This is a genomic window from Aliagarivorans marinus DSM 23064 (assembly GCF_000429485.1).
Classification (GTDB): domain Bacteria; phylum Pseudomonadota; class Gammaproteobacteria; order Enterobacterales; family Celerinatantimonadaceae; genus Aliagarivorans; species Aliagarivorans marinus.
The window spans coordinates 191,227-212,200 of sequence record NZ_AUBY01000010.1; the positions used below are offsets into that span (position 1 = coordinate 191,227).

At 53.6% G+C, this 20,974-nt stretch carries 22 protein-coding genes, 1 other RNA gene and 1 riboswitch; of the genes, 12 read left to right on the plus strand and 11 right to left on the minus strand.

Translation table 11 applies throughout. The features are described from left to right. Positions 1-58 precede the first annotated feature (58 nt). From G461_RS0104055 to G461_RS0104075, 5 genes are all read left to right on the plus strand, one after another. On the plus strand, positions 59-1,123 hold the full coding sequence (locus G461_RS0104055; protein ID WP_026970898.1) for an extracellular solute-binding protein: 1,065 nt from the start codon (positions 59-61) through the stop codon (positions 1,121-1,123). A 143-nt stretch (positions 1,124-1,266) separates the two neighbouring features. Then, positions 1,267-2,403: an ABC transporter ATP-binding protein gene (locus G461_RS23230; RefSeq protein WP_035479244.1), complete on the plus strand. Its 1,137-nt coding sequence runs from the start codon at positions 1,267-1,269 to the stop codon at positions 2,401-2,403. A gap of 1 nt (position 2,404) precedes the next feature. Next, positions 2,405-3,262, plus strand: coding sequence for an ABC transporter permease (locus G461_RS0104065; RefSeq protein WP_026958836.1), 858 nt, complete (start codon positions 2,405-2,407; stop codon positions 3,260-3,262). Beyond that, the gene (locus G461_RS0104070) at positions 3,263-4,120 is read left to right on the plus strand and encodes an ABC transporter permease (RefSeq protein WP_026970899.1); all 858 of its coding nucleotides are present in this window, start codon (positions 3,263-3,265) and stop codon (positions 4,118-4,120) included. It begins immediately after the preceding gene. Positions 4,121-4,160: 40 nt separating this feature from the next. Next, a complete protein-coding gene (locus tag G461_RS0104075; protein WP_026970900.1) occupies positions 4,161-5,207 on the plus strand; it encodes a VOC family protein in 1,047 nt (348 codons plus the stop codon). An 18-nt stretch (positions 5,208-5,225) separates the two neighbouring features. Here G461_RS0104075 and ykgO read toward each other — a convergent pair whose 3' ends face one another. The 3 genes from ykgO to G461_RS0104090 form a co-directional block, all read right to left on the minus strand. Beyond that, entirely contained in the window at positions 5,226-5,351 is a 126-nt protein-coding gene (gene ykgO / locus G461_RS0104080) for a type B 50S ribosomal protein L36 (RefSeq protein ID WP_026958833.1), read from the minus strand. A gap of 2 nt (positions 5,352-5,353) precedes the next feature. Next, on the minus strand, positions 5,354-5,614 hold the full coding sequence (locus G461_RS0104085; protein ID WP_026970901.1) for a type B 50S ribosomal protein L31: 261 nt from the start codon (positions 5,612-5,614) through the stop codon (positions 5,354-5,356). A gap of 183 nt (positions 5,615-5,797) precedes the next feature. After that, entirely contained in the window at positions 5,798-6,454 is a 657-nt protein-coding gene (locus G461_RS0104090) for an NAD(P)H-dependent oxidoreductase (protein WP_026970902.1), read from the minus strand. A gap of 423 nt (positions 6,455-6,877) precedes the next feature. Here G461_RS0104090 and G461_RS0104100 point away from each other — a divergent pair, with 423 nt between their 5' ends. The 3 genes from G461_RS0104100 to G461_RS0104110 all read left to right on the plus strand — a co-directional run bounded on the left by G461_RS0104100 (position 6,878) and on the right by G461_RS0104110 (position 11,608). Beyond that, complete coding sequence (locus G461_RS0104100) at positions 6,878-8,353, plus strand: NarK family nitrate/nitrite MFS transporter (protein ID WP_026970904.1); 1,476 nt, start codon at positions 6,878-6,880, stop codon at positions 8,351-8,353. 104 nt (positions 8,354-8,457) lie between these two features. Further along, the gene (locus G461_RS0104105) at positions 8,458-10,173 is read left to right on the plus strand and encodes a bifunctional protein-serine/threonine kinase/phosphatase (RefSeq protein ID WP_026970905.1); all 1,716 of its coding nucleotides are present in this window, start codon (positions 8,458-8,460) and stop codon (positions 10,171-10,173) included. Positions 10,174-10,348: 175 nt separating this feature from the next. Further along, entirely contained in the window at positions 10,349-11,608 is a 1,260-nt protein-coding gene (locus tag G461_RS0104110) for a hypothetical protein (protein WP_157360232.1), read from the plus strand. A gap of 143 nt (positions 11,609-11,751) precedes the next feature. Here G461_RS0104110 and G461_RS0104115 read toward each other — a convergent pair whose 3' ends face one another. Then, positions 11,752-12,333 carry a TetR/AcrR family transcriptional regulator gene (locus G461_RS0104115; RefSeq protein WP_026970907.1) on the minus strand — a complete coding sequence of 194 codons (582 nt, stop codon included), beginning with the start codon at positions 12,331-12,333 and terminating at the stop codon, positions 11,752-11,754. A gap of 98 nt (positions 12,334-12,431) precedes the next feature. Here G461_RS0104115 and G461_RS0104120 point away from each other — a divergent pair, with 98 nt between their 5' ends. Then, positions 12,432-12,968, plus strand: coding sequence for a dihydrofolate reductase family protein (locus tag G461_RS0104120; protein ID WP_026970908.1), 537 nt, complete (start codon positions 12,432-12,434; stop codon positions 12,966-12,968). A 44-nt stretch (positions 12,969-13,012) separates the two neighbouring features. Here G461_RS0104120 and G461_RS0104125 read toward each other — a convergent pair whose 3' ends face one another. Together G461_RS0104125 and G461_RS0104130 are read right to left on the minus strand one after the other, a co-directional pair. Beyond that, positions 13,013-13,375 carry a hypothetical protein gene (locus G461_RS0104125; RefSeq protein ID WP_026970909.1) on the minus strand — a complete coding sequence of 121 codons (363 nt, stop codon included), beginning with the start codon at positions 13,373-13,375 and terminating at the stop codon, positions 13,013-13,015. Continuing rightward, positions 13,368-13,568 carry a hypothetical protein gene (locus tag G461_RS0104130; RefSeq protein WP_026958823.1) on the minus strand — a complete coding sequence of 67 codons (201 nt, stop codon included), beginning with the start codon at positions 13,566-13,568 and terminating at the stop codon, positions 13,368-13,370. Before G461_RS0104130 ends, G461_RS0104125 begins: the two co-directional genes overlap by 8 nt. Before the next feature lie 162 nt (positions 13,569-13,730). Then, positions 13,731-13,830, plus strand: a riboswitch (purine riboswitch). Positions 13,831-13,893: 63 nt separating this feature from the next. On the opposite strand from G461_RS0104130, the gene add reads away from it, so the two are divergent. Next, positions 13,894-14,889: an adenosine deaminase gene (add, locus tag G461_RS0104135; RefSeq protein WP_026970910.1), complete on the plus strand. Its 996-nt coding sequence runs from the start codon at positions 13,894-13,896 to the stop codon at positions 14,887-14,889. A 39-nt stretch (positions 14,890-14,928) separates the two neighbouring features. Here add and G461_RS0104140 read toward each other — a convergent pair whose 3' ends face one another. The 5 genes from G461_RS0104140 to G461_RS0104160 form a co-directional block, all read right to left on the minus strand. After that, entirely contained in the window at positions 14,929-16,134 is a 1,206-nt protein-coding gene (locus G461_RS0104140) for an FAD-dependent monooxygenase (RefSeq protein ID WP_026970911.1), read from the minus strand. 45 nt (positions 16,135-16,179) lie between these two features. Further along, complete coding sequence (gene ubiH, locus G461_RS0104145; protein ID WP_026970912.1) at positions 16,180-17,367, minus strand: 2-octaprenyl-6-methoxyphenyl hydroxylase; 1,188 nt, start codon at positions 17,365-17,367, stop codon at positions 16,180-16,182. Between the two features lie 16 nt (positions 17,368-17,383). After that, positions 17,384-18,685: a Xaa-Pro aminopeptidase gene (gene pepP / locus G461_RS0104150; protein ID WP_026970913.1), complete on the minus strand. Its 1,302-nt coding sequence runs from the start codon at positions 18,683-18,685 to the stop codon at positions 17,384-17,386. A 63-nt stretch (positions 18,686-18,748) separates the two neighbouring features. Further along, positions 18,749-19,318: a UPF0149 family protein gene (locus G461_RS0104155; protein WP_026970914.1), complete on the minus strand. Its 570-nt coding sequence runs from the start codon at positions 19,316-19,318 to the stop codon at positions 18,749-18,751. A 61-nt stretch (positions 19,319-19,379) separates the two neighbouring features. After that, on the minus strand, positions 19,380-19,994 hold the full coding sequence (locus G461_RS0104160; protein ID WP_026970915.1) for a hypothetical protein: 615 nt from the start codon (positions 19,992-19,994) through the stop codon (positions 19,380-19,382). A gap of 216 nt (positions 19,995-20,210) precedes the next feature. On the opposite strand from G461_RS0104160, the gene G461_RS0104165 reads away from it, so the two are divergent. After that, positions 20,211-20,531: a cell division protein ZapA gene (locus G461_RS0104165; RefSeq protein ID WP_026958815.1), complete on the plus strand. Its 321-nt coding sequence runs from the start codon at positions 20,211-20,213 to the stop codon at positions 20,529-20,531. Positions 20,532-20,577: 46 nt separating this feature from the next. Beyond that, positions 20,578-20,757: non-coding RNA, 6S RNA (gene ssrS / locus G461_RS0104170), on the plus strand. Positions 20,758-20,974: the final 217 nt, after the last annotated feature.

Genomic DNA, 20,974 nt, shown 5'->3' on the forward strand with positions numbered 1-20,974 from the left:
TCACGCGCTGTAAGCACCTGGCCATAAGGCCGTCCAACGTTGATACAAGGAAGCTCCAATGAAACATGCTAAGACGCTCGTCGCACTCGCGCTCTCCTCTTCATTAGTTACAGCCGCAGCCAGTGCTGAAACCCTACGCCTACTCACTTGGGGTGGCTACGCACCGGATGAGGTGATTGCGCTGTTCGAAAAAGAGACCGGGATTGAAGTTAAGGTCACCACCTCTAACAACGAAGATATGATCTCTAAACTGCGTGCGACTGGCGGTGCAGGTTTCGATCTGGCCCAGCCAAGCCAAGACCGTATCACCGGTGCCCAGCAAGCATTCAACATCTACCAGCCTATCGACTTGAGTAAGGTTGAAGCCGCTCAGATGATCCCATCGATGCTAGCCGCTACCAAAGCGAACACCGAGCTAAACGGCGATGTATACGGTGTACCGCACGTGTGGGGTACCAGTGGCCTGGTGGTGAACACCGCCCAAGCCAAAGATGTGAAAGACTACACCGACCTGTGTAGCAGCGCCTACGAGGGTAAGGTGAGCTACCGCATGAAGCGCCCAACCTTGATTGGTTTTGCCTACGCCATGGGTGAAGACCCGTTTGCTGCCTACAGCGATCCTGCCAAGTACCAAGCGATCTTGGACAAGGTAGAAGCCAAGCTGATCGAGTGTAAGCCAGTGGTGAAAACCTACTGGACCGGCGGCGATGCGCTTATCAACCTGATCCGCTCTGAAGAAGTAGTTGCCGCCATGGCATGGGATGCGGGCGGCTGGAAGCTGAACCGTGATAACGCCGACGTGAAATTTGTAGCACCAGCCTCTGGTGCACTGGGTTGGATCGACACCTTCGCCATTCCACGCAAAGCCAAGGCGGTTGATGCTGCTTACCAATGGATCAACTTCGTGATGCAGCCAGAGATTGCGGCGATGATCACCGAAGCGGCCGGTAACTTTACCGCCTCGCAAGGCTCCGACGAGTTTGTGAACGAGGTGGCCAAGGCCCAGTTCCAAGAGAGCTTCCCACCAGCGGATCTGGACAACATCAAGTGGTACCCAGCAGTACCTCCAGGTCTTGAAGAGATGGAAGGTCTGGCGCTGGATCGCATCCAAGCGGCTAACTAAGCCAACATTATCCTGCATAAGCCAAGCGAGGGCGCCAACTGCCCTCGCCCAAATTCCAAGGGAAGCCACAGCGCTTCCCTTAGCCGCTACTTAACGACGCTGCGGCAACCCGACTTGTATCATGCTCTAGGTCCGACACTGCTATGACATCAAACCCCGCACTCCGCTGCCAGCAACTCAGTAAGCACTTTGGCGATTTCTGCGCCGTTGACCAACTCAACTTTGAAGTAGCGGAAGGCAGCTTCTTCTCGATTCTTGGCCCTTCTGGCTGTGGCAAAACTACCCTGCTGCGTATGCTGGCAGGCTTTGAAAGTCCCAGTAGCGGCGATATCTTTATCCAGCAGCAGCGCGTAAATGACCTGGCGCCCAACCACCGGCCGCTCAATATGGTTTTCCAGCATCTGGCCCTGTTCCCCACTATGACCGTGGGCGAGAACATCGCCTATGGCCTGAAGCGGCAAAAGGTCGCCAAGGCCGAGCAGCAGAAGAAGATTGGCGAGATCTTAGAGCGGGTCGGCCTGCCCGATGCCGCCAACAAAGCGGTAACGCAGCTCTCCGGCGGACAAAAACAGCGGGTGGCCTTGGCGCGCTGCTTGGTACTACAGCCCAAGGTGCTGCTGCTCGACGAGCCACTCGGCGCACTTGATTTAAAACTGCGTGAGAAGATGAAGCTGGAGCTTAAACAGCTACAGCGCGACTTTGGCACCACCTTTGTGTACATCACCCACGATCAGAGCGAAGCGATGGTGATGTCGGATAAGGTGGCGGTAATGAACCACGGCCGCTTTGAACAGGTGGCCGCGCCGGTCGATCTCTACCTCAAGCCCAATACCCCCTTTGTGGCCCGCTTTGTTGGTAACACCAATATGCTCTCGGCCGAGGTGGTCAGCCAGCATGATGACAAGGTCGAGATCACAACCTTAAGCGGTCTGCGCCTGCGTGGTCATAGCCACCAGCAGCTCAGCGTGGGCCAGCGGGTACAGGCCTATATTCGCCCCGAGGCGCTGCACCCACTAAATGACGCTGACCAAGGCAGTTTCGAAAACCAGATTGTTACCCGCCTGAATCAAGATATCTTCGATGGTGCCAACAGCATGCTACTGGCCGAGTTTGAGGGGCAGCAACTGCAAGTATTGCTGCCGCTGCAACAGCGCAGCCGTATCAGTGATAGCGCTGGCAACTTGGATGGTAGCGAGCTAAAACTGGGCTGGAACGCTGAGCATTGTTTGGTGCTAGAAGACAGCCCTGAGCCAAGTCTAGTTAAAAGCAAAGAGGCCTGATATGTCTCAGCAACGCTGGCAATTCTACTTTCTCCTGACCCCCTTCCTGCTGTGGATTGGCCTGCTGATCATCTGGCCCCACTTCAATATGCTGGAGGTCTCGCTTACCGAGCGCTCCTGGACGCAGGGCGACAGCTTCAGCTTTAAGCACTACCTGTTGTTCTTCCAACAGTCGCTGTATTGGAACACCTACCTGCGCACCGCTTGGATGGCGATTCTGGCCACCTTTATCACCTTGCTAATTAGCTTTCCGGTAGCCTACTACATCGCCAAAGTGGCCAAGCCGCGCAGTAAGTTGGCGCTGTTGATGTGCTGCCTGCTGCCGTTCTGGCTCAGCGAACTGGTGCGCGCCTATGGCTGGATGATCCTGCTGCGTGAGTCAGGCATTATCAGTGGGCTGCTGCAGGCCATCGGCTTGGCGGACGCGCCGATTGAGATGCTCTACCACGATGCCACCATCATCCTTGGGCTGGTCTACAGCGGCATGCTGTTTATGGTGGTGCCACTGGTGAGCAGCCTCGACAGCATGGACAACAGCTATATCGAGGCGGGCTTCGATTTAGGTGGTAATCGCTGGCATATCTTCTGGGAGATCGTCTTCCCCTATGCCATGCCCGGTGTGGTCTCCGGCTGCATTATCGTGTTTATGCTGAACTTGGGTAACTACCTGATCCCCAACCTGATGGGCGGTAAAGACAGCCTGTGGTTTACCGAGATGGTCTACACCCAATTTATCACTCGCTTTAACTGGGAGCTCGGCTCGGCCTTTGGCATCTTGCTGCTGGTTCTCTCGTCTCTTTTAGTGTGGTTGGCGCTCAAGCTCAGCGGCCAATCCCTTAGCACCACGGTGGGCCGCTAAATGATTGCATCGATTCCGTTTAAGGCCCGCGACCTCAAGCTCTACAAGCTGTACATCGGCCTGTTTCTACTGTTCTTGCTGCTGCCACTGGTAGTGGTGGTGGTGTTCTCGTTCAACGACAGCCTGTTCCCCGCGCTGCCTTGGCAGGGCTTCTCTTGGACCTGGTACTTTGGCTATAGCCAACCCAAGCTCGGCCTGCTGCACGACAGCCGGATGCTGCGCAGTATCGTAAACAGCTTCTGGGTGGCTTGCGGGGTGACCGTGCTGTCGCTGCTAATGGCCACCATCAATGCGCTGCTGTTTGTGCGCTTCGAGTTTAAAGGCAAGGGCCTGCTGTATATGCTGATGCAGCTGCCGCTGGTGATCCCCGGGGTGATTCTGGGTGTGTCGATCTTGGTGGCATCCAGCCAACTGGCCAATGGGCTGGAAGAAGCGATTGGCTGGGACTGGCCATGGTTGCGCCCGGGCTTAGTGTTGGTGGTGTTCGGTCAGGCCTCATTTATCTCGGCGATCTGCTCGCTGATCCTCATCGCCCGCTACCGCCGCTTTGATCGCAGCTTAGAAGAGGCAGCACTCAATTTGGGCGCCAATAACTGGGTGGCCTTTAGCACCGTGACCCTGCCCTACCTGCGGCCCACTATGATTAGCGCCGGGATCGTCAGCTTCCTGATGTCCTTTGAGAACTTCAACACCACCTTGATGCTGGTCGGTTCCGACTCGCCGCTAACGATCACTATGTATGAGCGCCTGCGAGAGGGATCGACCCCGGTGATCAACGCAGTATCGGTCTGCCTAATGGTGTTTTCAGCTACACTGGCCTTAGTCTACTTAGGATTTAGAAAGGACGCGCAGGACTAACGCGCAAGCAAGAAGCTGACAGCAAGGAGCGCTGTGGACTATGACTAGCAGATTCGTTTGGGCCGACCTCTCAACCTTCGACTTGGCCAGTGCCGAGCAGTTTTATCGAGACTGCTTGGGCTGGTCCTTCTCCAATGATGGCCAAGGCTATCACATCGGCTCGGCAGGCAGCACAGCCAGCGCTGGCGTGTATGTTATGCCCGAGCAATTTCAAAAGATAAAGATGCCATCGTTTTGGATGTCCTATATCCAGGTTGACGACATCAACGCCACCGTAAGCAAAGCTCAGCAATGTGGCGCCAAGATAGAGCTAACGCCCCAACCGGGCCCGGATGGTGGCCTTATCGCACTGATTCGCGACCCCAGCGGCGCTGGCTTTACCTGCTATCAAGGTGAGCTTGGCGAGGGCCAAGGAGCAAGTGCTCAACATGGGCTTAGGCTGTGGCATGAGCTGCATGTGTCGAGCTTGGACAAGGTGAAAACCTTCTACAAGTCGGTGTTTAACTGGCACATCGCCCCAGCCAAAGAGCCTGAGCGCTATCTGATCAGCGCCTCGCCTCACTCCGCTCAGCCCATCGCTGCGATTCAAGTATCCAGCAACGCGGTCAAAGGCGATAAGGAGTATTGGGGCGTCTATTTCGCGGTGGACGATCTAAGCCGCGCAGGCGAGGTGATTACTAAGGCTGGCGGCGAGCTTATCGAGCAAGCGCCAGTCAATGACCTGCCCACTGCGCTGGCCTTCGACCCGCAAGGCGCTGCGTTTTATATTCAGCAAGTTTCCGACGCAACACAGAGCAACAAAGCAAATGAGGCCGCAGCGATGACGCCGACTACTCCCCATAAACCGAGCATAAAATGGCGTTCGATGATTGGCTTAATCGGAATTGCGGTGGCGATCCTGCTTGATGCCAACTGGGTATGGGGGCTGTTCTTCCTGTTCTGGGTGATCCCCGATATCAAGTACGCCGAGACCCACTTTATGGAGCGGGTAAGGCGCCAAGAAAACCCGCTGCTGTATTGGCTGATTATCGCCACATGGCTGGGCTTGTCGGGGTATTTGTTGCTGGACCCGCTAGTGAGTCGCTAGCGGGTTAGTCGAGCGATACTACTTCTGCACCGCTTTAAAGCGCGGATTAGTCTTACAGATAACGAACATGCGGCCACGGCGCTTTACGATCTGGCAATCCGGATGGCGATTCTTGGCCGTCTTCAGCGACTTCACAACCTTCATGGCTACTTGCTCCCTTTCGAGGTAAAGCCAAAGCGCTTATTAAACTGGGCGACACGGCCGTCTGATTGCACCACTTTCTGCTTACCGGTGTAGAAGGGATGCGACGCGGATGACACATCTAGCGTGTAGTAGGGGTAGGTCTTGCCATCCTTCCACTCGATGGTGCGGTCAGTCTTCAAGGTTGAGCCAATGATAAAGTACTCGTCGACACTGGTGTCGTGGAATACCACTTGGCGGTAATCGGGGTGAATGCCGGGCTGCATGCAAATCTTCCTTATCTAGTGTTACAACATAACATTTTGCGAATGATAATGATTTACACTTGCAATAACAAGCCGGTTTTATGATTATTTTTGCAACAGATTTACTGAAGCCTATGAAGCCGGACAGTGAACGCAAAAGAGCCGCATTCGCGGCTCTTTGTTCAAACTTAACGGGCGGTGGAACTACAGAGTAGTTACCACATCGTCCATTGGCAGGCGTGCTTTTGGCAGGCCGTGGTTATAGTCTTCGCCATCTTTGTGGTAGCCGATGGCCAAGGCAACTTCACATACGTGGCCGTCTAGTTCGTCTTTGAAGATCTCGCCCAGCAGGCTTGGGTCTACGCCCTCCATAGGGGTGGAATCAATGCCTAAACGCGCCAAGGTGTGCAGCAGGTTACCCAGCGCAATGTACACCTGTGCTTTGGTCCAGCTGCCGTTGTAGCCGTGCTCGTCGGTGTTAGCTTCGGCAAACGCGTAAGCGCCCATAAACATATCGTACATGTCCGCAGGCAGGTGGCCTGAGGCCACTTCGGCATCAACCCGCTTGGCAAACTTCTCTTTGGTGAAGTTTGGGTCATAGGCCAGCAAGATGGTGTGCGAAGCCGCTTTGGCGTGTGGCTGATTAAACTGATGCATGTTGGCGAAGGTGTCGTGGAAGCGCTGCTTGGCCTCATCACTCTCAATCACAATAAACTTCCAAGGCTGCGAGTTAATCGATGACGCAGACAGACGAATCGCTTCTTTGATAACGGCCATATCTTCTTGCGAGATACGTTTGCTCTCGTCGTACTTCTTGGCGGTGTAACGGCTGTTTAGATCTTGAATGATTTGGTGAGACACTTTAATACCCTCTATCAATTGCTGTTGAGGAGGTACAAAGCGTGTGTACCTCGGAACGGCAGACATCATAAGCGATACCCGGCAGATGATAATGGGCGCTTTTGTTGAATCACTTTCTCGCTTTTTTTGATAATTGCGGCGACCTCAAAGAGAAAGCGAGCGCACCAACTACGCACAATTGGGCGGAGCTTTGCACCAATAGCAAACACGCCCACCCGTTGCCCTAGCCTATCCACAGACAAAAAACACCTCCAAAGAGATATCTCCAAAGGGATATTTAGTGCATTTTTCAGCCATTCCAAATAATCATAAATCATTGTTTTTAAATGGTTAATTTAAAATTCATTTAATTAAATAAAGCTCTTGGCACCAAATTTGTACTAATGACCACTAAAGGGACTTATTCGTTTATTAGAGGCAATCATGGATACAGATACCAAATTCAACCTGTTTTCCTTCACCGGGAAAATGAAGATCCTGCATATGAGCTGGATAGCGTTTTTTATCACTTTCTTTGTTTGGTTTAACCACGCGCCGCTGCTGGGGGTAATCAAAGAAACCTTTGGCCTGACCGGCGCGCAGGTAAAGACCCTGCTTATCCTCAACGTTGCCCTGACCATTCCCGCGCGGATCGTGATCGGCATGCTGACTGACCGCTTCGGTCCACGTAAAACCTACTCAGCCTTGTTGCTGCTCTGTTCCATCCCCTGCTTTATGTTCGCCTTCGCCGACTCCTTCGAGATGCTAGCGATCTCGCGCTTGCTGCTGGGCTTTATCGGCGCCGGCTTCGTGATTGGTATTCGCATGGTGTCTGAGTGGTTCCCACACAATGAGCTGGGCACCGCAGAGGGTATCTATGGTGGCTGGGGTAACTTTGGCTCGGCGGCCGCCTCGTTCACCCTGCCCTCGATTGCGTTCTACGTGTTTGGCGGTGACGACGGCTGGCGCTATGCGATTGCCTCAACCGGTGTGGCCAGTGTGATTTGGTCGTTTATCTACTACGCCACGGTAAGCGATACGCCAAAAGGCTCGACCTACTTCCGCCCGAAAAACCTTGGCGGCATGGAAGTGACCAGCAAGGGCGACCTGTTGTTTATGATTATCATGAAGCTGCCGATGTACTTTGCCCTCGCCATGCTTACTTGGAAGCTCTCGCCTAAAGGTGTAACGCTGATTAGCGATGGCGCAGCGCTGGCGGCTTACGCAGGCCTGGCAGCACTGTTGGTGGTGGATTGCTACAAAGCGATTCAAGTGAACAAGAACCTGTTTAAAGAAGAGGTTCCCGAGGTACACCGCTATGAGTTCAAGCAGGTTGCGGTACTGAACGTGCTGTACTTCGCCACCTTTGGCTCGGAGCTGGCAGTGGTATCAATGTTGCCACTATTCTTCTCGGAAACCTTCAGCCTTAGCCCAGTAATGGCGGGGATGGTCGCCTCGGCCTACGCCTTTATGAACCTGATGTCGCGCCCGGCTGGCGGCCTGATCTCCGACCGCTTCGGGCGTAAGTCGACCCTGCTTATCCTAACCGCCGGTTTGGCTGCGGGCTACGCGCTGATGTCGGTTATCGACTCAAGCTGGCCACTGGCGCTGGCCGTTATCGCAGCCATGGCCTGTTCGTTCTTCGTGCAATCGGGTGAGGGTGCAGTGTTTGCAGTAGTACCGCTGATTAAGCGTCGCCTGACCGGACAGATTGCCGGTATGACCGGTGCTTACGGCAACGTGGGCGCGGTGGTCTACCTGACCGTGTACTCGATGGTGGATACCTCAACCTTCTTCATGGTTATCTCCGGCACTGCGGTTCTGGGCTTTATCACCCTGCTGTTTATGCGTGAGCCTGCTGGCCATATGGCTGAAGTGCGTGAAGACGGTAGTGTTGAGCTGATTCAGGTTTCTAGCTAATCACTCAGTTCATTAATCATTAAGTAAGGCAAAACGAGAGAGGCTGCTCTCGTTTTGCAGTTTACCGACTTGTACCCTACACCGAATGCGAGAACGATAACTCCATGAAAAAGCTGCAGGTCGAGATCCGCGGGTTTAGCTCGGAAGGAACCAAGCCCCTTAACCAAGATGCCTTCGCCGCCAAGGTGCCCGAAGGCTTTAGTCTCGATCTTAAAGGTGCCGCCATTGCCATCGCCGATGGTGTAAGCATCAGCGCCAACTCGCACATCGCCAGCCAGACCTCGGTCACCAACTTTATCAACGACTACTACGCCACACCCGATAGCTGGAGCGTCAACCAATCTGCCGCCCGGGTGATCACCGCCCTTAATAGCTGGATGTTCAACAAGAACAGCAAAAGCCACGAAGACAGCTTGGTATGTACCCTTAGCACCCTGATTTTTAAGTCCACCTCGGCCCACCTGTTCCACGTTGGCGACAGCCGCATCTACCGCTTGAGCGAGCAAGGCTTTAAACCGCTCACCCGCGACCATGTGCAGTTCCATGGCAACCAAGATATCTTGTCGCGCGCGGTGGGGATCGACAGCCACCTAGAGGTGGATTACTCGCGGGTCGACCTCAAAGAAGGCGACGTGTTCTTACTGAGTACCGATGGCGTGCACCATTTCCTTAGCGACCAAGCAATAAGTGAGTGCTTCCTTACCCACCAAGACAATTTGAGCAAAGCAGCCGAGCAGATCTGCCAGCAAGCGCTAGCCCAAGGCTGCGACGATAACCTCACCTGCGTGCTGGCACGGGTGCTTAGCCTGCCCGAAGAAGATATCAACGAAGCCCATCGCCGCATTACCAAACTGGCGATCCCGCCGGTGCTTAAACCCGGGAATGTGCTGGAGGGTTACACCATCTGCCGGGTGCTGTTTAGCGGCACCCGCAGCCATGTTTACCTGGTCGAAGACGACAAAGGCAAACAGTTCGCCCTAAAAACCCCCTCAGAGAACTTCGCCGACGATCCGCTGTACTTGGAGGGCTTTCTGCGCGAAGAGTGGGTTGGCAGCACCCTGAACCACCGCTGCATTATGCGCATCTTCCCACGCCCGGAAGAGAGCCGCTTTATGTACCACTTGTGCGAGTACCTCGACGGCCAGAATCTGCGCCAGTGGATTATCGACCATCCCAAGGCGTCACTGGATGAAGTCAGAGCGATTATCTATGAGGTGTGTCGCGGCCTGCGCGCCTTCCAGCGCAGCGGCATGGTGCATCGCGATCTTAAACCCGAGAACGTGATTATCGACCGCTTCGGTCAGGTGAAGATCATCGACTTCGGCACCGTGTGGGCGGAAGGACTGGATGAGATAAAGTCGGTGATTAACGACAACGTGCCAGTAGGCTCGGTGGACTATATCGCCCCCGAATACCTGATGGGCGCACGCGGCGATTTTAAATCCGATATGTTCTCACTGGGCATCCTCTGCTACGAGATGCTTGGCGGCAAGACCCCGTTTAACACCAGCAACTTTCGCAACGCCATGCCCAAAAGCTACAACGCCTGGAAGTACCAAGCACTTAGCGAGAAACGCCCCGACCTACCCAAATGGTTTGACCTAACCTTGGAAAAAGCCTGTAGCCCCAACCCCAACGAGCGCCAACAAGCCTTCTCGGAGTTCACTCAGGACCTAAAGAACCCCAACCCCAGCCTCACCGCCCGCTATCAAAACGCACCACTGATGCAACGCCACCCCACCAAGTTCTGGCAGATTGCGGCGGCCTTGTCGCTTCTGGGGAATTTGCTGTTGTTGGTGGCGTATTTGAACACCAACTAGTCTGCTCACAACTTAAAATTCTTTAACTTGGCTCACCGCACCCGTCACGTACATATAGCGATCATTGACGATTACTGAGAAGCTCCCATCACCCATATGTAGAGATCGATAACAGCACATGATAGGTTAGTCATTAGCTTTAATAATCAAAGCATTACCATAAAGCGAGGAACAGATGATTGATGGACTGTCGCATGTGCCACCCGCACTTCCATTGCTACACAATGAACTGGTAGGAAAAGGCTCATGGAAAGCTATGCGGAAAACTCTGAAAGAAATGCTTCCAGAGCTACGGGATCAATCAGAAGTATATTTAGACTACCAAGCGGAATTTGGAAGAAAATCAGACAACTTCAATAGTTTTGATGTACACCTCCATGGCGCTATGGACCTACTAACCAGATCTGGTTGCAACGAGCTTCCTTGCCGAGTTGCCGCTGCCGAAAGAATAGCAAGAAGTATGGGGCTTGTTGCAGATCGAGTCTGGTTAACAGATTTGCTGTCCGACAAGTTTGTTGACTTTGGAAAACCTACAAACGACAAACTGGACTCTATCTTGGAGGATCTAATGGTCCTTTTCACTTTAGTGCCACTAATTACTAGCGGGGTAGTGAAGTTTAGAACTCCAACGATAACTGCATGCCGCTCATGTATGGAAACCTTTTATCAACAAGTCAATGAAACTACTGAAGTTCTTGCAGATAGTTTTAAGAAAGAGTTCAAGATAAAGAAAACAAGCAATGGGTTTACAGCTGAAGTGGGCACATGTGTAGAACCATCAATTCAAGTCACAGGCTTCAATCAAGCTAAACCCAAGAAAAAAGACTTTGTACATTGGTGGATAGAAGAAGAAGTTCGTTCTGTTATGTGGATAGCAAGAGAAGCTTCATTCACACGAGGTTCGATCTTATCTAACTCCAGAGTTGGACTGGCAGGACTACTGCATAAAGAGGGACGAACAGCAGATCCCGCATCGCTTAGCTTGTTAGATCGCGAGCGAGAATTTTCTATCCCTTGGGTTAGCTCATTAAGTCCAACTCAAATAGTCGAACTTCGAGAGGAAGCAAGCAATGCGCTTCCACAGTTCCGAGAAATAATGTTCAAGATAATGTCAACTAAACAGTTCGAAGGAAGATCTCCTGAAGAGCAAATCCTTGAGCTACGAGAGCAATCCGAACACGTTCGGGCAGAACTATTGAGAACACAAAAAAACTCAGCGCGATACTGGAAGACTACTTACGGATTACTGGGCCTAAGCCTGTCAGCCTATGGCGTAGCAACAGATCAAGTTTTGCCTGGTATCGGGGGGCTTTTACCAATTATACAACTACTTATCGATCACAATAGCAGCTACTCTTCTGTTGTCGATAGCCACCTAAGTAAACCAGCTTATGTGCTACTTAAAGCCCAAGATATTCTTTCACACTCCCGTTGAACCAAATATGGTACAAACAAGTTCTTCCTTTTTGATTGTGAGCTTGAGTTTTAACTAAGCAAGAGGGTAGGACAAATACAATACTCCTACCTGTTTTGCATTTTCTTCGAGCAGCTCATAGAGATCGGCTAACACCCAATAACTCAACAAAAGATTGCCTTGCAGTACAACCCCAGTGGCCCTTCAATCATTTGCGGATTTAAGGCGTCGCGGTCCTGATTACAGTTCATTGCTAAAGCAAAGCCATGCAGGTAATCCACCAGCAATGCCAAGGCTGACTCAACCGCCGGTGGGTCTAACTCGAGTGGCTCCACAATGATGGTAAAGCGCTGGGCAAACACCTCTGCCGGTCCTTCCGATTCCATTGAAAGCAAGGTTTCCAGCAAGCCCGGGTATTGCTCTAGTAAGTGCAGGTAGCTCAGGCACAGCTGATGTAGCTCTGCTTGCCACTCAGTCGCTACCTCAGCCCCACTCTCCACCCTAACAACAGGCTGATAGATATCGCTGATTAGCGAGGTGGTCACGGCCTCTAACAATACTGCCTTACTTTTGAAGTAATGGTAGATGGCCATCGCATCCACCTGAAGCGCCGTGGCTAACTGTCTGATACTGGGGATCTTCCCTTGTTCTACCATCAACTGTTTAGCGGTATCGATGATCATCTCAGGCTTAAGTGCGGTGCCTTTTCGGCTAGGGCGGCCTCGTTTCTTCGCGTTGACATTCACAAAAGGATCTCGTTAGACTTGCGCCATTATTCTACAATGTAGAATTTATTCTATAATACATGCATTCACTTGCCAATCACTAAAACCGGAGTCAACACATGGCCAACTACGTTTACATCGCAACCAGTCTTGATGGCTTTATTGCCGACCAAAACAACCAGCTAGACTGGCTGCATGAGATCCCTAATCCAGAGGGCTCCGACTTTGGCTTTCAGGCTTTTATGGATCAGGTTGATGCCTTGGTGATGGGCAGAAATACCTTTGAGACCGTGGTAGGTTTTGATTGCGACTGGCCCTATAGCAAGCCGGTCTATGTGCTAAGCAACTCACTAAGCGCTATCCCCGATGGCTATCAGGACAAGGCCTTTTTGGTAAGCGGCGACTTGAAGCAAGTGGTTAATGAGCTGGCCACACAAGGCATGCACAACCTGTATATCGACGGCGGTAAAACCGTTCAGAGCTTTCTCCGTGAAGACCTCATCGACGAGCTGATTATCACCACCATCCCAACCGTGTTAGGCGGTGGTGTACCGCTGTTTGGCGAACTGGCAGCGCCTCTGCGCTTTCGTCATGTGGAGTCACAACGCTACCTGAACAGCTTGGTAAAAAACCGCTTTGTAAGAGTGCGAGGGTAACGGCAAGCTTTGGTTGGCAGGTGTTTCAGTAAACGGGTGGAGAGCTAAAAGAGCCATGCCCTCAGGTTTGCCGGACGTACCCGCAAGCCTTTGAACGGCATACTGCGTTTGAGCGCCTTGGTACTAACCACCGCGACGATTCGCCCTCCAACGCTTAGGTAGGCAGTGCTAACAGCCAAATTAGAAGCAGCCAAGTGGCTCGCGCCCGAATAGCGCTTGAGCAGCCCAAGTCCTATCAAGATAAACCGGAGCAACAAGCGGCGATTCTCAAAACTCAGAATCGCCCGGCTGCGCGACGCTCGAATATCGATGCAGGCACCTTGATGTTTAACCTGCAACGACGCGCTGGCATCAAGCAACCGCTTTGGCGGGCCCGATGCAACTGCAGTGGCTATTGCACTAGCCAAGGTTTTTGGCCCGAATGCTTACTGCGCCGTTGATCTTCCAACGGGCAAGGCTTGCCTCATTGCTTGAGTTGCTGGGGACTTGCAGCTCTACGTCGTGAAAGTCGTAGGTGAGCTCTGCATTGCGTTCATTGAGTTTATCGTAAAGGGCTGCGGCCAGTTCTGGCCAGTTGGTGGTGTTATTGCTATCCGCCATAGGGATTCCTCCAATCGTTTAGGGTAATTCCAAAATGCTCATCGGGTTACGCAGAGAAAGATTGTGAGGTTCACCGAAGAGGTGGCGAATCAGCATTACACTATATTTAGCCCAAGCAATATGGTTGAGCGCATACCTCCCTCATGCCATAATCTCGCCCACTGAAATTCTGTAACAATTCTTCGTATAATCCCCATGATATGGTTGGGGAGTCTCTACCAGAACCCGAACAGTTCTGATTACGAAGAGGTGCTAGCTGTGCCTCTTCGTCGCCCAACATCTGACGTCGAGCCAGCTCTCAATTCTCTAAGGCGACAGGTAAACCATGAACTTCTCTCAACTGCCCAAAATCGAACTTCACTGCCATCTCGACGGTAGTGTGCGCCCCCAAACAGTACTGGCATTGGCCAACGAGCAGGGAATCAAACTCCCTACAGAGCAACTCGATGCGCTAGCGGCGATGATGCAAGTGCCAGAGACTTGCAAAGACTTGGTGGAATACCTGAAGCGTTTCGACCTTCCCCTGCAAGTTATGCAGACCCAAGCGGGTTTATCACGAGTGGCCTACGAGCTGGCACAAGATGCCGCGGCTGAGCAGGTCCGTTATATCGAAGTTCGTTTCGCACCCTTACTGCACCTGGAGCAAGGCCTGACAATGCAACAAGCTATTGCAGCAGTGCTGGAAGGTTTGAGCCAGGCCGAGCGTGATTTCGCGATCCATACCAACGTCATTATATGTGCCATGCGCAACGCACCATTGGAGACAGGTTTCGCAACCTTAGAAGCGGGCAAACCCTTTATTGGTAAAGGCCTTGTCGCTTTTGACTTAGCAGGGCGCGAAGACTTGGGCTTTGCCAAGGATTACATCGAGCTGTGTCAGCAAGCGAAACAAGCAGGCTATCGCCTCACGGTGCACGCAGGGGAAACCGGCTATGCCCAAAACGTTATCGATGCCATTGAGCTACTCGGGGCAGAGCGAATTGGCCATGGCGTATTTGCCGTCGATGACGAACATGCCCTAGCGCTACTCAAAAAGCACAAGGTAGCAGTAGAGGTGTGTCCAACCAGTAACCTGCACACAAAGGCTTTTCCATCGTTAAGTGCCCACCCGGTAGCAAGCTTTGTACGCCAAGGCTTGGAAGTAAACGTAAGCACCGATAACCGCACCGTTAGCAACACCAACATGAGTATCGAGCTTACCCAGATCGATACCACCTTTGACTTAAGCGAGCAGGAGTATTCAGCGATCTACCGCGCCAGTGTAGCGGCGAGCTTTGCCAGCCAAGCGGTAAAGGATGAGCTACTTACGCTCCACCCCTAGGTCAAACAGCTAAGGCTTTGCTGACGCAGAATGCTTAGCTTAGGAGCGCGCCATATCCGGCAGCTCTCCCGCCAATCCCAGTGCGTGCTTCATCACCTGCTGTTTAACCGGCGTGAGCTTGTCAAAGGCGCTCATGCCCAAACCCCGCAGCAGTTTAACTGGGGCGATGTCGTTGCCGAATAAGCGCTTGAAGCTCTCCATGGCGGCAATCATTTGGGTGGCTTCGGCCTTGCGCCAGCGCTCGAAGCTGCGTAGCTGTTGATAGTCGCCTATCGCCTTGCCCGCTTGCTTGAGTTCGATAAGCATTTGCGCCAGTGCCGCTGCATCCATAAAGCCGAGATTTACCCCCTGCCCCGCTAGTGGGTGAATGGTATGGGCGGCATCGCCAATCAGGGCGAAGCCGGGGCCAGCAAAATCGCGGGCATAGCGCATTCGTAGCGGGAAGCTGGCCAGCTCGCTTTGCCGTTCAACCATGCCTAAACGGGCATCGAAGGCAATGGTGATGGCTTTGTTGAAGGCCTGTGCGTCCATGGCTTGTAACTGCTCGGCGCGCTCAGGCGGCACTGACCAAACAATCGAGCACAGATGCGGGTCGCTCAGTGGCAGCAGCGCCAATGGGCCTTCGGGCGAGAAGACTTGGCGGGCACAGTGGTCATGGGGCAGCTCGGTTCGCACGGTGCCGACGACTGCTGAATGCTGGTAGTCCCAAAAGGTAAGCGGTACATCCAGGTGCTGGCGCAGCCACGAGTTGGCACCATCGGCGGCCACCAGTAGCTTGGCGCTGATGGCTTGGCCATTTTCAAAGCTCAGCCAGCTTTCGCTCTCGCCGCGATGCAGCTGGGCGATGGGTTGCTCGATCACCTGCAGGTTGTCCAGTAACTGTGCCTGTTGCCACAGTTGTTGGCGAATCAGGCCATTCTCGACGATATGGCCGATATGCGGCAGACACAGCTCCGAGGCCTGAAAGCGCACCTTAGCAAAGCTGTCGCGCTCCCATACCTGCATATCGTCATAGGCTGCGGCGCGGGTATCAACGATGCCCTGCCACGCGCCCAAACGGGTGAGAAAACGTTGGGAAGAGAGGCTAAGCGCGCTGACGCGCAGTTGGTGCTCGCCATCAAACTCTTGCGGCTGTGGCGGTTTGGCTTCGATAAGCGCCAGGCGCAGGTCGCTGTCTTTAAGCGCACACGCCAGGCTAAGCCCTACCATTCCACCGCCAACAATGGCTACATCTACGCTTTGCATGCTGCCTCTCCTAGTAATTGTTGATTATTCATAGTGATGCCGTATTCACGCTAAGGGCTCAAACAGACCAAGGCTCTGCCTGACCAAAGGCACCTTCAAGCAATCGAGGTGCTGCATCGCCACCAGCCCGATATTGCGCGCCACGATTGAGAGCTTGTCTTTCGAGGCGAAGCCCGAGGCTAGCAGGCTGGTCATCAGCACGGTGCGTTGAATATCCTGCTCGCGGCCTTGCTGATAGGCGTGCAGCAGCGCGAAGCTGCCGGGATCTTGCTCGCTATCGGCGAGGAGCTTACACAGCGCCGCCACATCGCGCAGACCCAGGTTAAAACCCTGTCCGGCAATCGGGTGCAAGGTATGCGCGGCATTGCCCATCACTAGCATACGGTGGCTAAACAGCCGTGGGCTGTAGCGCAGCAGCAGCGGATAGCAGTGGCGCTGGCCAACCCGCAGCATGGCTCCGGCTTGCTCGCCCACTTGCGCTTGCAGGGCGCTGAGAAATTCGTGCTCTGGGCACTGCTGGTAGTAGTCAGCTTGCTCTGGGCTTAAGCTCCATACCAGCGACCAGCGCTGGCCGGTCATCGGCAGTAAGGCCAGCGGGCCGTCTTCGGTAAAGCGCTCAAAGGCGCGACCATTCGGCGCTTGCTCGCCTTCGATATTTGCGATAAGCGCCACCTTGCCAAAGTCGTGATGATGCTGAGTGAGATCGGCCCAGCCACGCACCTGAGAGTTACCGCCATCGGCGCCAACCAGCAGAGAGGCGCTGAGGCTTTCGCCACCTTCCAACTCCAGCTCCACCGAGTCATCGGTGCGCTCAAAGCTGCGGATGGCATTGGGGCAAAACAGGGTTACCTGCGGGCACTGGCTAAGCCTTTGGTGGAGTATCCGCCCGGCGTGTTCCAGCTCAATCACCTGACCAAGGCTGTCCAACAGGTAGTCATCGGGCAGCATATCAACCCGGCCGAGATGGCCTCGGTCAGAGACTTGGATATGCGAGATGGGGGCTGCAAAACTGGCCAACTCATCCCACAGCTGGGCCTGCTTGAGCCAATTCACCGAGCCTGCCGACAGCGCAATCGCCCGGCCATCGAAGCCGGGGTGCTGACCAAAGTCCAGCGGCTGGGCTTCAATCAGTGCTAGCTTTAGCTTGGGGGCATAGTGGGCGAGGCCCAAGGCGAGCGATGCGCCAACCATGCCGCCACCCACGATTACGAGATCAAACTGCTGTCCGGTCATCCCTTTCCTCGCTTGCTTACGCCTTGCTCGAATCGCTCATTAAGGCTTCGATTTCGCTGATCTCCTTGGGCACAGCCGCAGTGAGTACTTGGTTACCCGCCTCGGTAATCACGATATCGTCTTCGATGCGAATGCCAATGCCGCGATATTGTTCGGGCACGTCGGCATCCTCAGCGATATACAAACCGGGCTCAACGGTAAGCGCCATCCCCGGCTCGAGGGTACGTGAGCGGTGGATATCGCGATAATCCCCCACATCGTGCACATCGATGCCGAGCCAGTGGCTCAGGCCGTGCATATAAAATGCTTTGTGGGCCTCTTCGCTGATCAGCTGCTCCAGTTCGCCTTCAACAATGCCCAGCGCTAGCAAGCCTTTGAGCATAATCTCAATCACCTGCTGCTGGGCTTGTTGGATAGAGGCACCGGGTTTGAGGGTATCCAGCGCAGCCAACTGAGCGTCCAGCACAATCTGGTACAATTCGGCCTGCGGCTGGCTAAAGCGGCCGTTCACCGGGAAGGTACGGGTAATGTCGCCAGCATACATCTGGTACTCAGCACCAGCATCGATCAGTACCAGATCGCCGTCTTGCAGCTCGGCCTCGTTCTCGGTGTAGTGCAGGATACAAGCATTGTCGCCGCCACCAACGATGGTGCCATAGGCCGGCGCGCGGCAGCCCGCCATAGCAAACTCATGGTGGATTTCCGCTTCTAGCTGATACTCCCACATCCCCGGGCGACAACTCTGCATGGCGCGCACATGGCCGCGGGCTGAAATCTCCCCGGCCTGGGCCATCAGTGCAACCTCTTGGTCTGACTTGAACAGGCGTAGCTCGTCGACAATCGGTCGCCAGTCTTCTAACTGGGCTGGCGCTTTCAGGCCCTGACGAATGCCTTGGCGGCAGGCTTCGATGGCGGCAAACAGCTGTTGGTCCATCTGTGGGTATCGGCCTTGAGCCAGATACACCTTGTCGGCGCCACTTAGTAGCTTGGGCAGGTGCTCGGCCAGCTCTTCGATGGGCAGCGCTTCGTCGACCCCCAGCGCCTCTGGGGCGGCGTCTTGGCCTAAGCGGCGGCCGTGCCAGATCTCGGCCAGCTTGTCTTTACGGCGGTTGAACAGCACACTGCGCGGCTGCTCAGCGTTGATGAGCAACAACAGCGCGCCGGGCTCGGTAAAGCCGGTGAAGTAATAGAAATCGCTATCTTGACGATAGAGGTGCTCGGTATCGCGCGAGCGCACCTGTTCGGGTGCGCTGGAGAATACGGCAATGCTGTTGGGGCTCATAGCCGCCAACAGCGCTTCTCGATGTTGTTTAAACACGACGTCTCCTTGTGCGTAACAACTTGTCCGTTACTACTTGTGCGTAACAGTGGGTATTTAGGTTTAGTGCAGGGTAGGTTCTTCGCCGTCGCCGCTTTCCGGCTCGTTGAGGTGGGCAAAGATGGTTACCGCGCCAATTCGCACGTACTCCACCACCTGGAACAGGGCTTGTTCGTTGTCTTCTTCAGAGCCTTCTAGCTCGGGAGAGAGCTTGGAAATCTCGCTGAAGTCGTGGATCAACTCTTGTACGTCTTCGGCCAGCTTAGACAGATCGCTTTGCATCAAACCAAAACCGACCAAGAAGCTCTGTACCCACTGGGCAATCGCTTCGGCGCGCTCTTCCGGCGAGTAGTCATCGTCGGGCATCAGCAGCTGGAAGCTCAGCAGGCTGTCAGACAAGCCTTGGAAGGTAGCCAGATGCAGTTGCCCCATCTCGCGCTTCACATCCGCTGGCAGACCTTGGCCGTCGTTAATCATATCGTTGATATTGCTCAGCCATTCATCCTTGCTGGCCATGCCACCGGCGAACATGCCGGTAATCAAGCCGTGCACCTCTGATGGGTTCACCATCAGTTCGTGTTTTTCCAGTAGTTCTTCAAAGTCGTCGAAATTGGGATAGGAATAGCTAGTCACAGTATTTCTCTGGGGTGGTAAATTCCTTTAATCCTAACACCTTAGAAAGCCCGGATCATGTTTAGAACTGTGCACTCTCCAGCAGCAATTGCCGGCGCTCGCGCATCCGCTCCAGGTATTTCTCTCTAAACATCTGAATTAGCATACTTTCTTGCTGACGGATTAGGCGCTGATCGAGCTGATTATCCTTGTGAAACTGGAACGAAAAAATCGGATAGGGCGAGCGGTGGGAATGCACTACCCGATTGACTCGCGCACACACCTGAACACGTTGGGTGCCAGCCGCGGCCACCTCAATAAGGCTTTTGCCATCGAGAATCACATCGCGGGGAAAGTGCTCCAGGTATTTGGCCAAATCAGGGTTGAACACCAAGGTGCCGTGCATCACGTCGCCACGGGTCAGGAAGGCATCATCTTGGGTGCGCCACTGGGTGCGCAGGCCGCCCTCGCTCACATCGAGAACCGGGAAGCAGTAATGGTTTACGTGCAGTGCAGGCATCAAATGCAGCCAGCGCAGGCCGCCTTCTTTCTCGAAGTTCGCCTGACCAATGCTGGTGCGCATGCGGGCGTTGATCATTTTTACCATGGAATGGATCAGCGCGGCCGGGTATTCCACCCGGTAAAAGCGCCGACGCTCCAAACCATTGGCGTCAGTTTTTATTATCGCGTCGCTCAACGGTAGAATTCTCTGTATTAGGTCTATTTACCAGCGCGATAATGCGCATTGTGCGAATATATATCAATGCCTTAGCTACAAATCGCCCAGTAATTGCTCAGTTAATAATCAGGCTGTCGTTTTTTTATGTGGGCGTTCCGATCTGGCGGATTCGGGTGTTGCAAGTTACCAAGGGGCGCTATATATTCTGCGGAAGTAGGCGGAGGCACACACACCATGACTCAAGCAGTAGATATCAGCTTGTTAGGCAAGTCTTACAAGATTGCTTGCCCGGAAGGCGAAGAAGCAAAACTGCGCGCTGCGGCAGAAGAGTTTGGTGAACGTGTTGCATCGCTTAAGCAGAATACCAAGATTGCCAATCTGGAACATTTGGCAATTATGGCCGGTTTGAATCTGGCCTACGATTTGCGTGACGAGCAGGATAAAAACCAGCACTACGCAAATAACATGAATAAGCGAATCAAAGACTTGCAGGTCACGATTGAACGGGTGCTGATGGAGCAAAGCCAAGGCATCGACAACGACCCGCAACAGTAAATTCGCCAGCTCGCTAGCTAAGCAGTAGCGTGTGGGCTATACAGTTAGTTTCCTGGGGTGTTCGTGAGTTGATCACGTCCCTGAGCCGATACTCTTTTTTAAAGGACGGTTTTTCCCCGCTATTGAGCATGCTCAGCTCGACTGAGAAGCCTACGGCGACGGATTTATTGTCCGCCATGAACCTTCTGGTTCAGGCAAAAATCAACAACGGCACCCTGGGTTCTATCCCTCTATCGAATTCCCAAAACATCATTCCTCACTCGAAACAGCTGCCATACTAAGCGGTCATACTACTAGCCGAGCCTAAACACGCCTGAAACTTCCAAAGTTCAATGCTTAAGCTGCGAATGCAAAACGAAACTTTTCAAATTTCAGCGGCTATTTAAGGAGCCGATCACGTATCTCAATACCGATGCTGGCGCGCCGATTTGCTGTGATAGGAT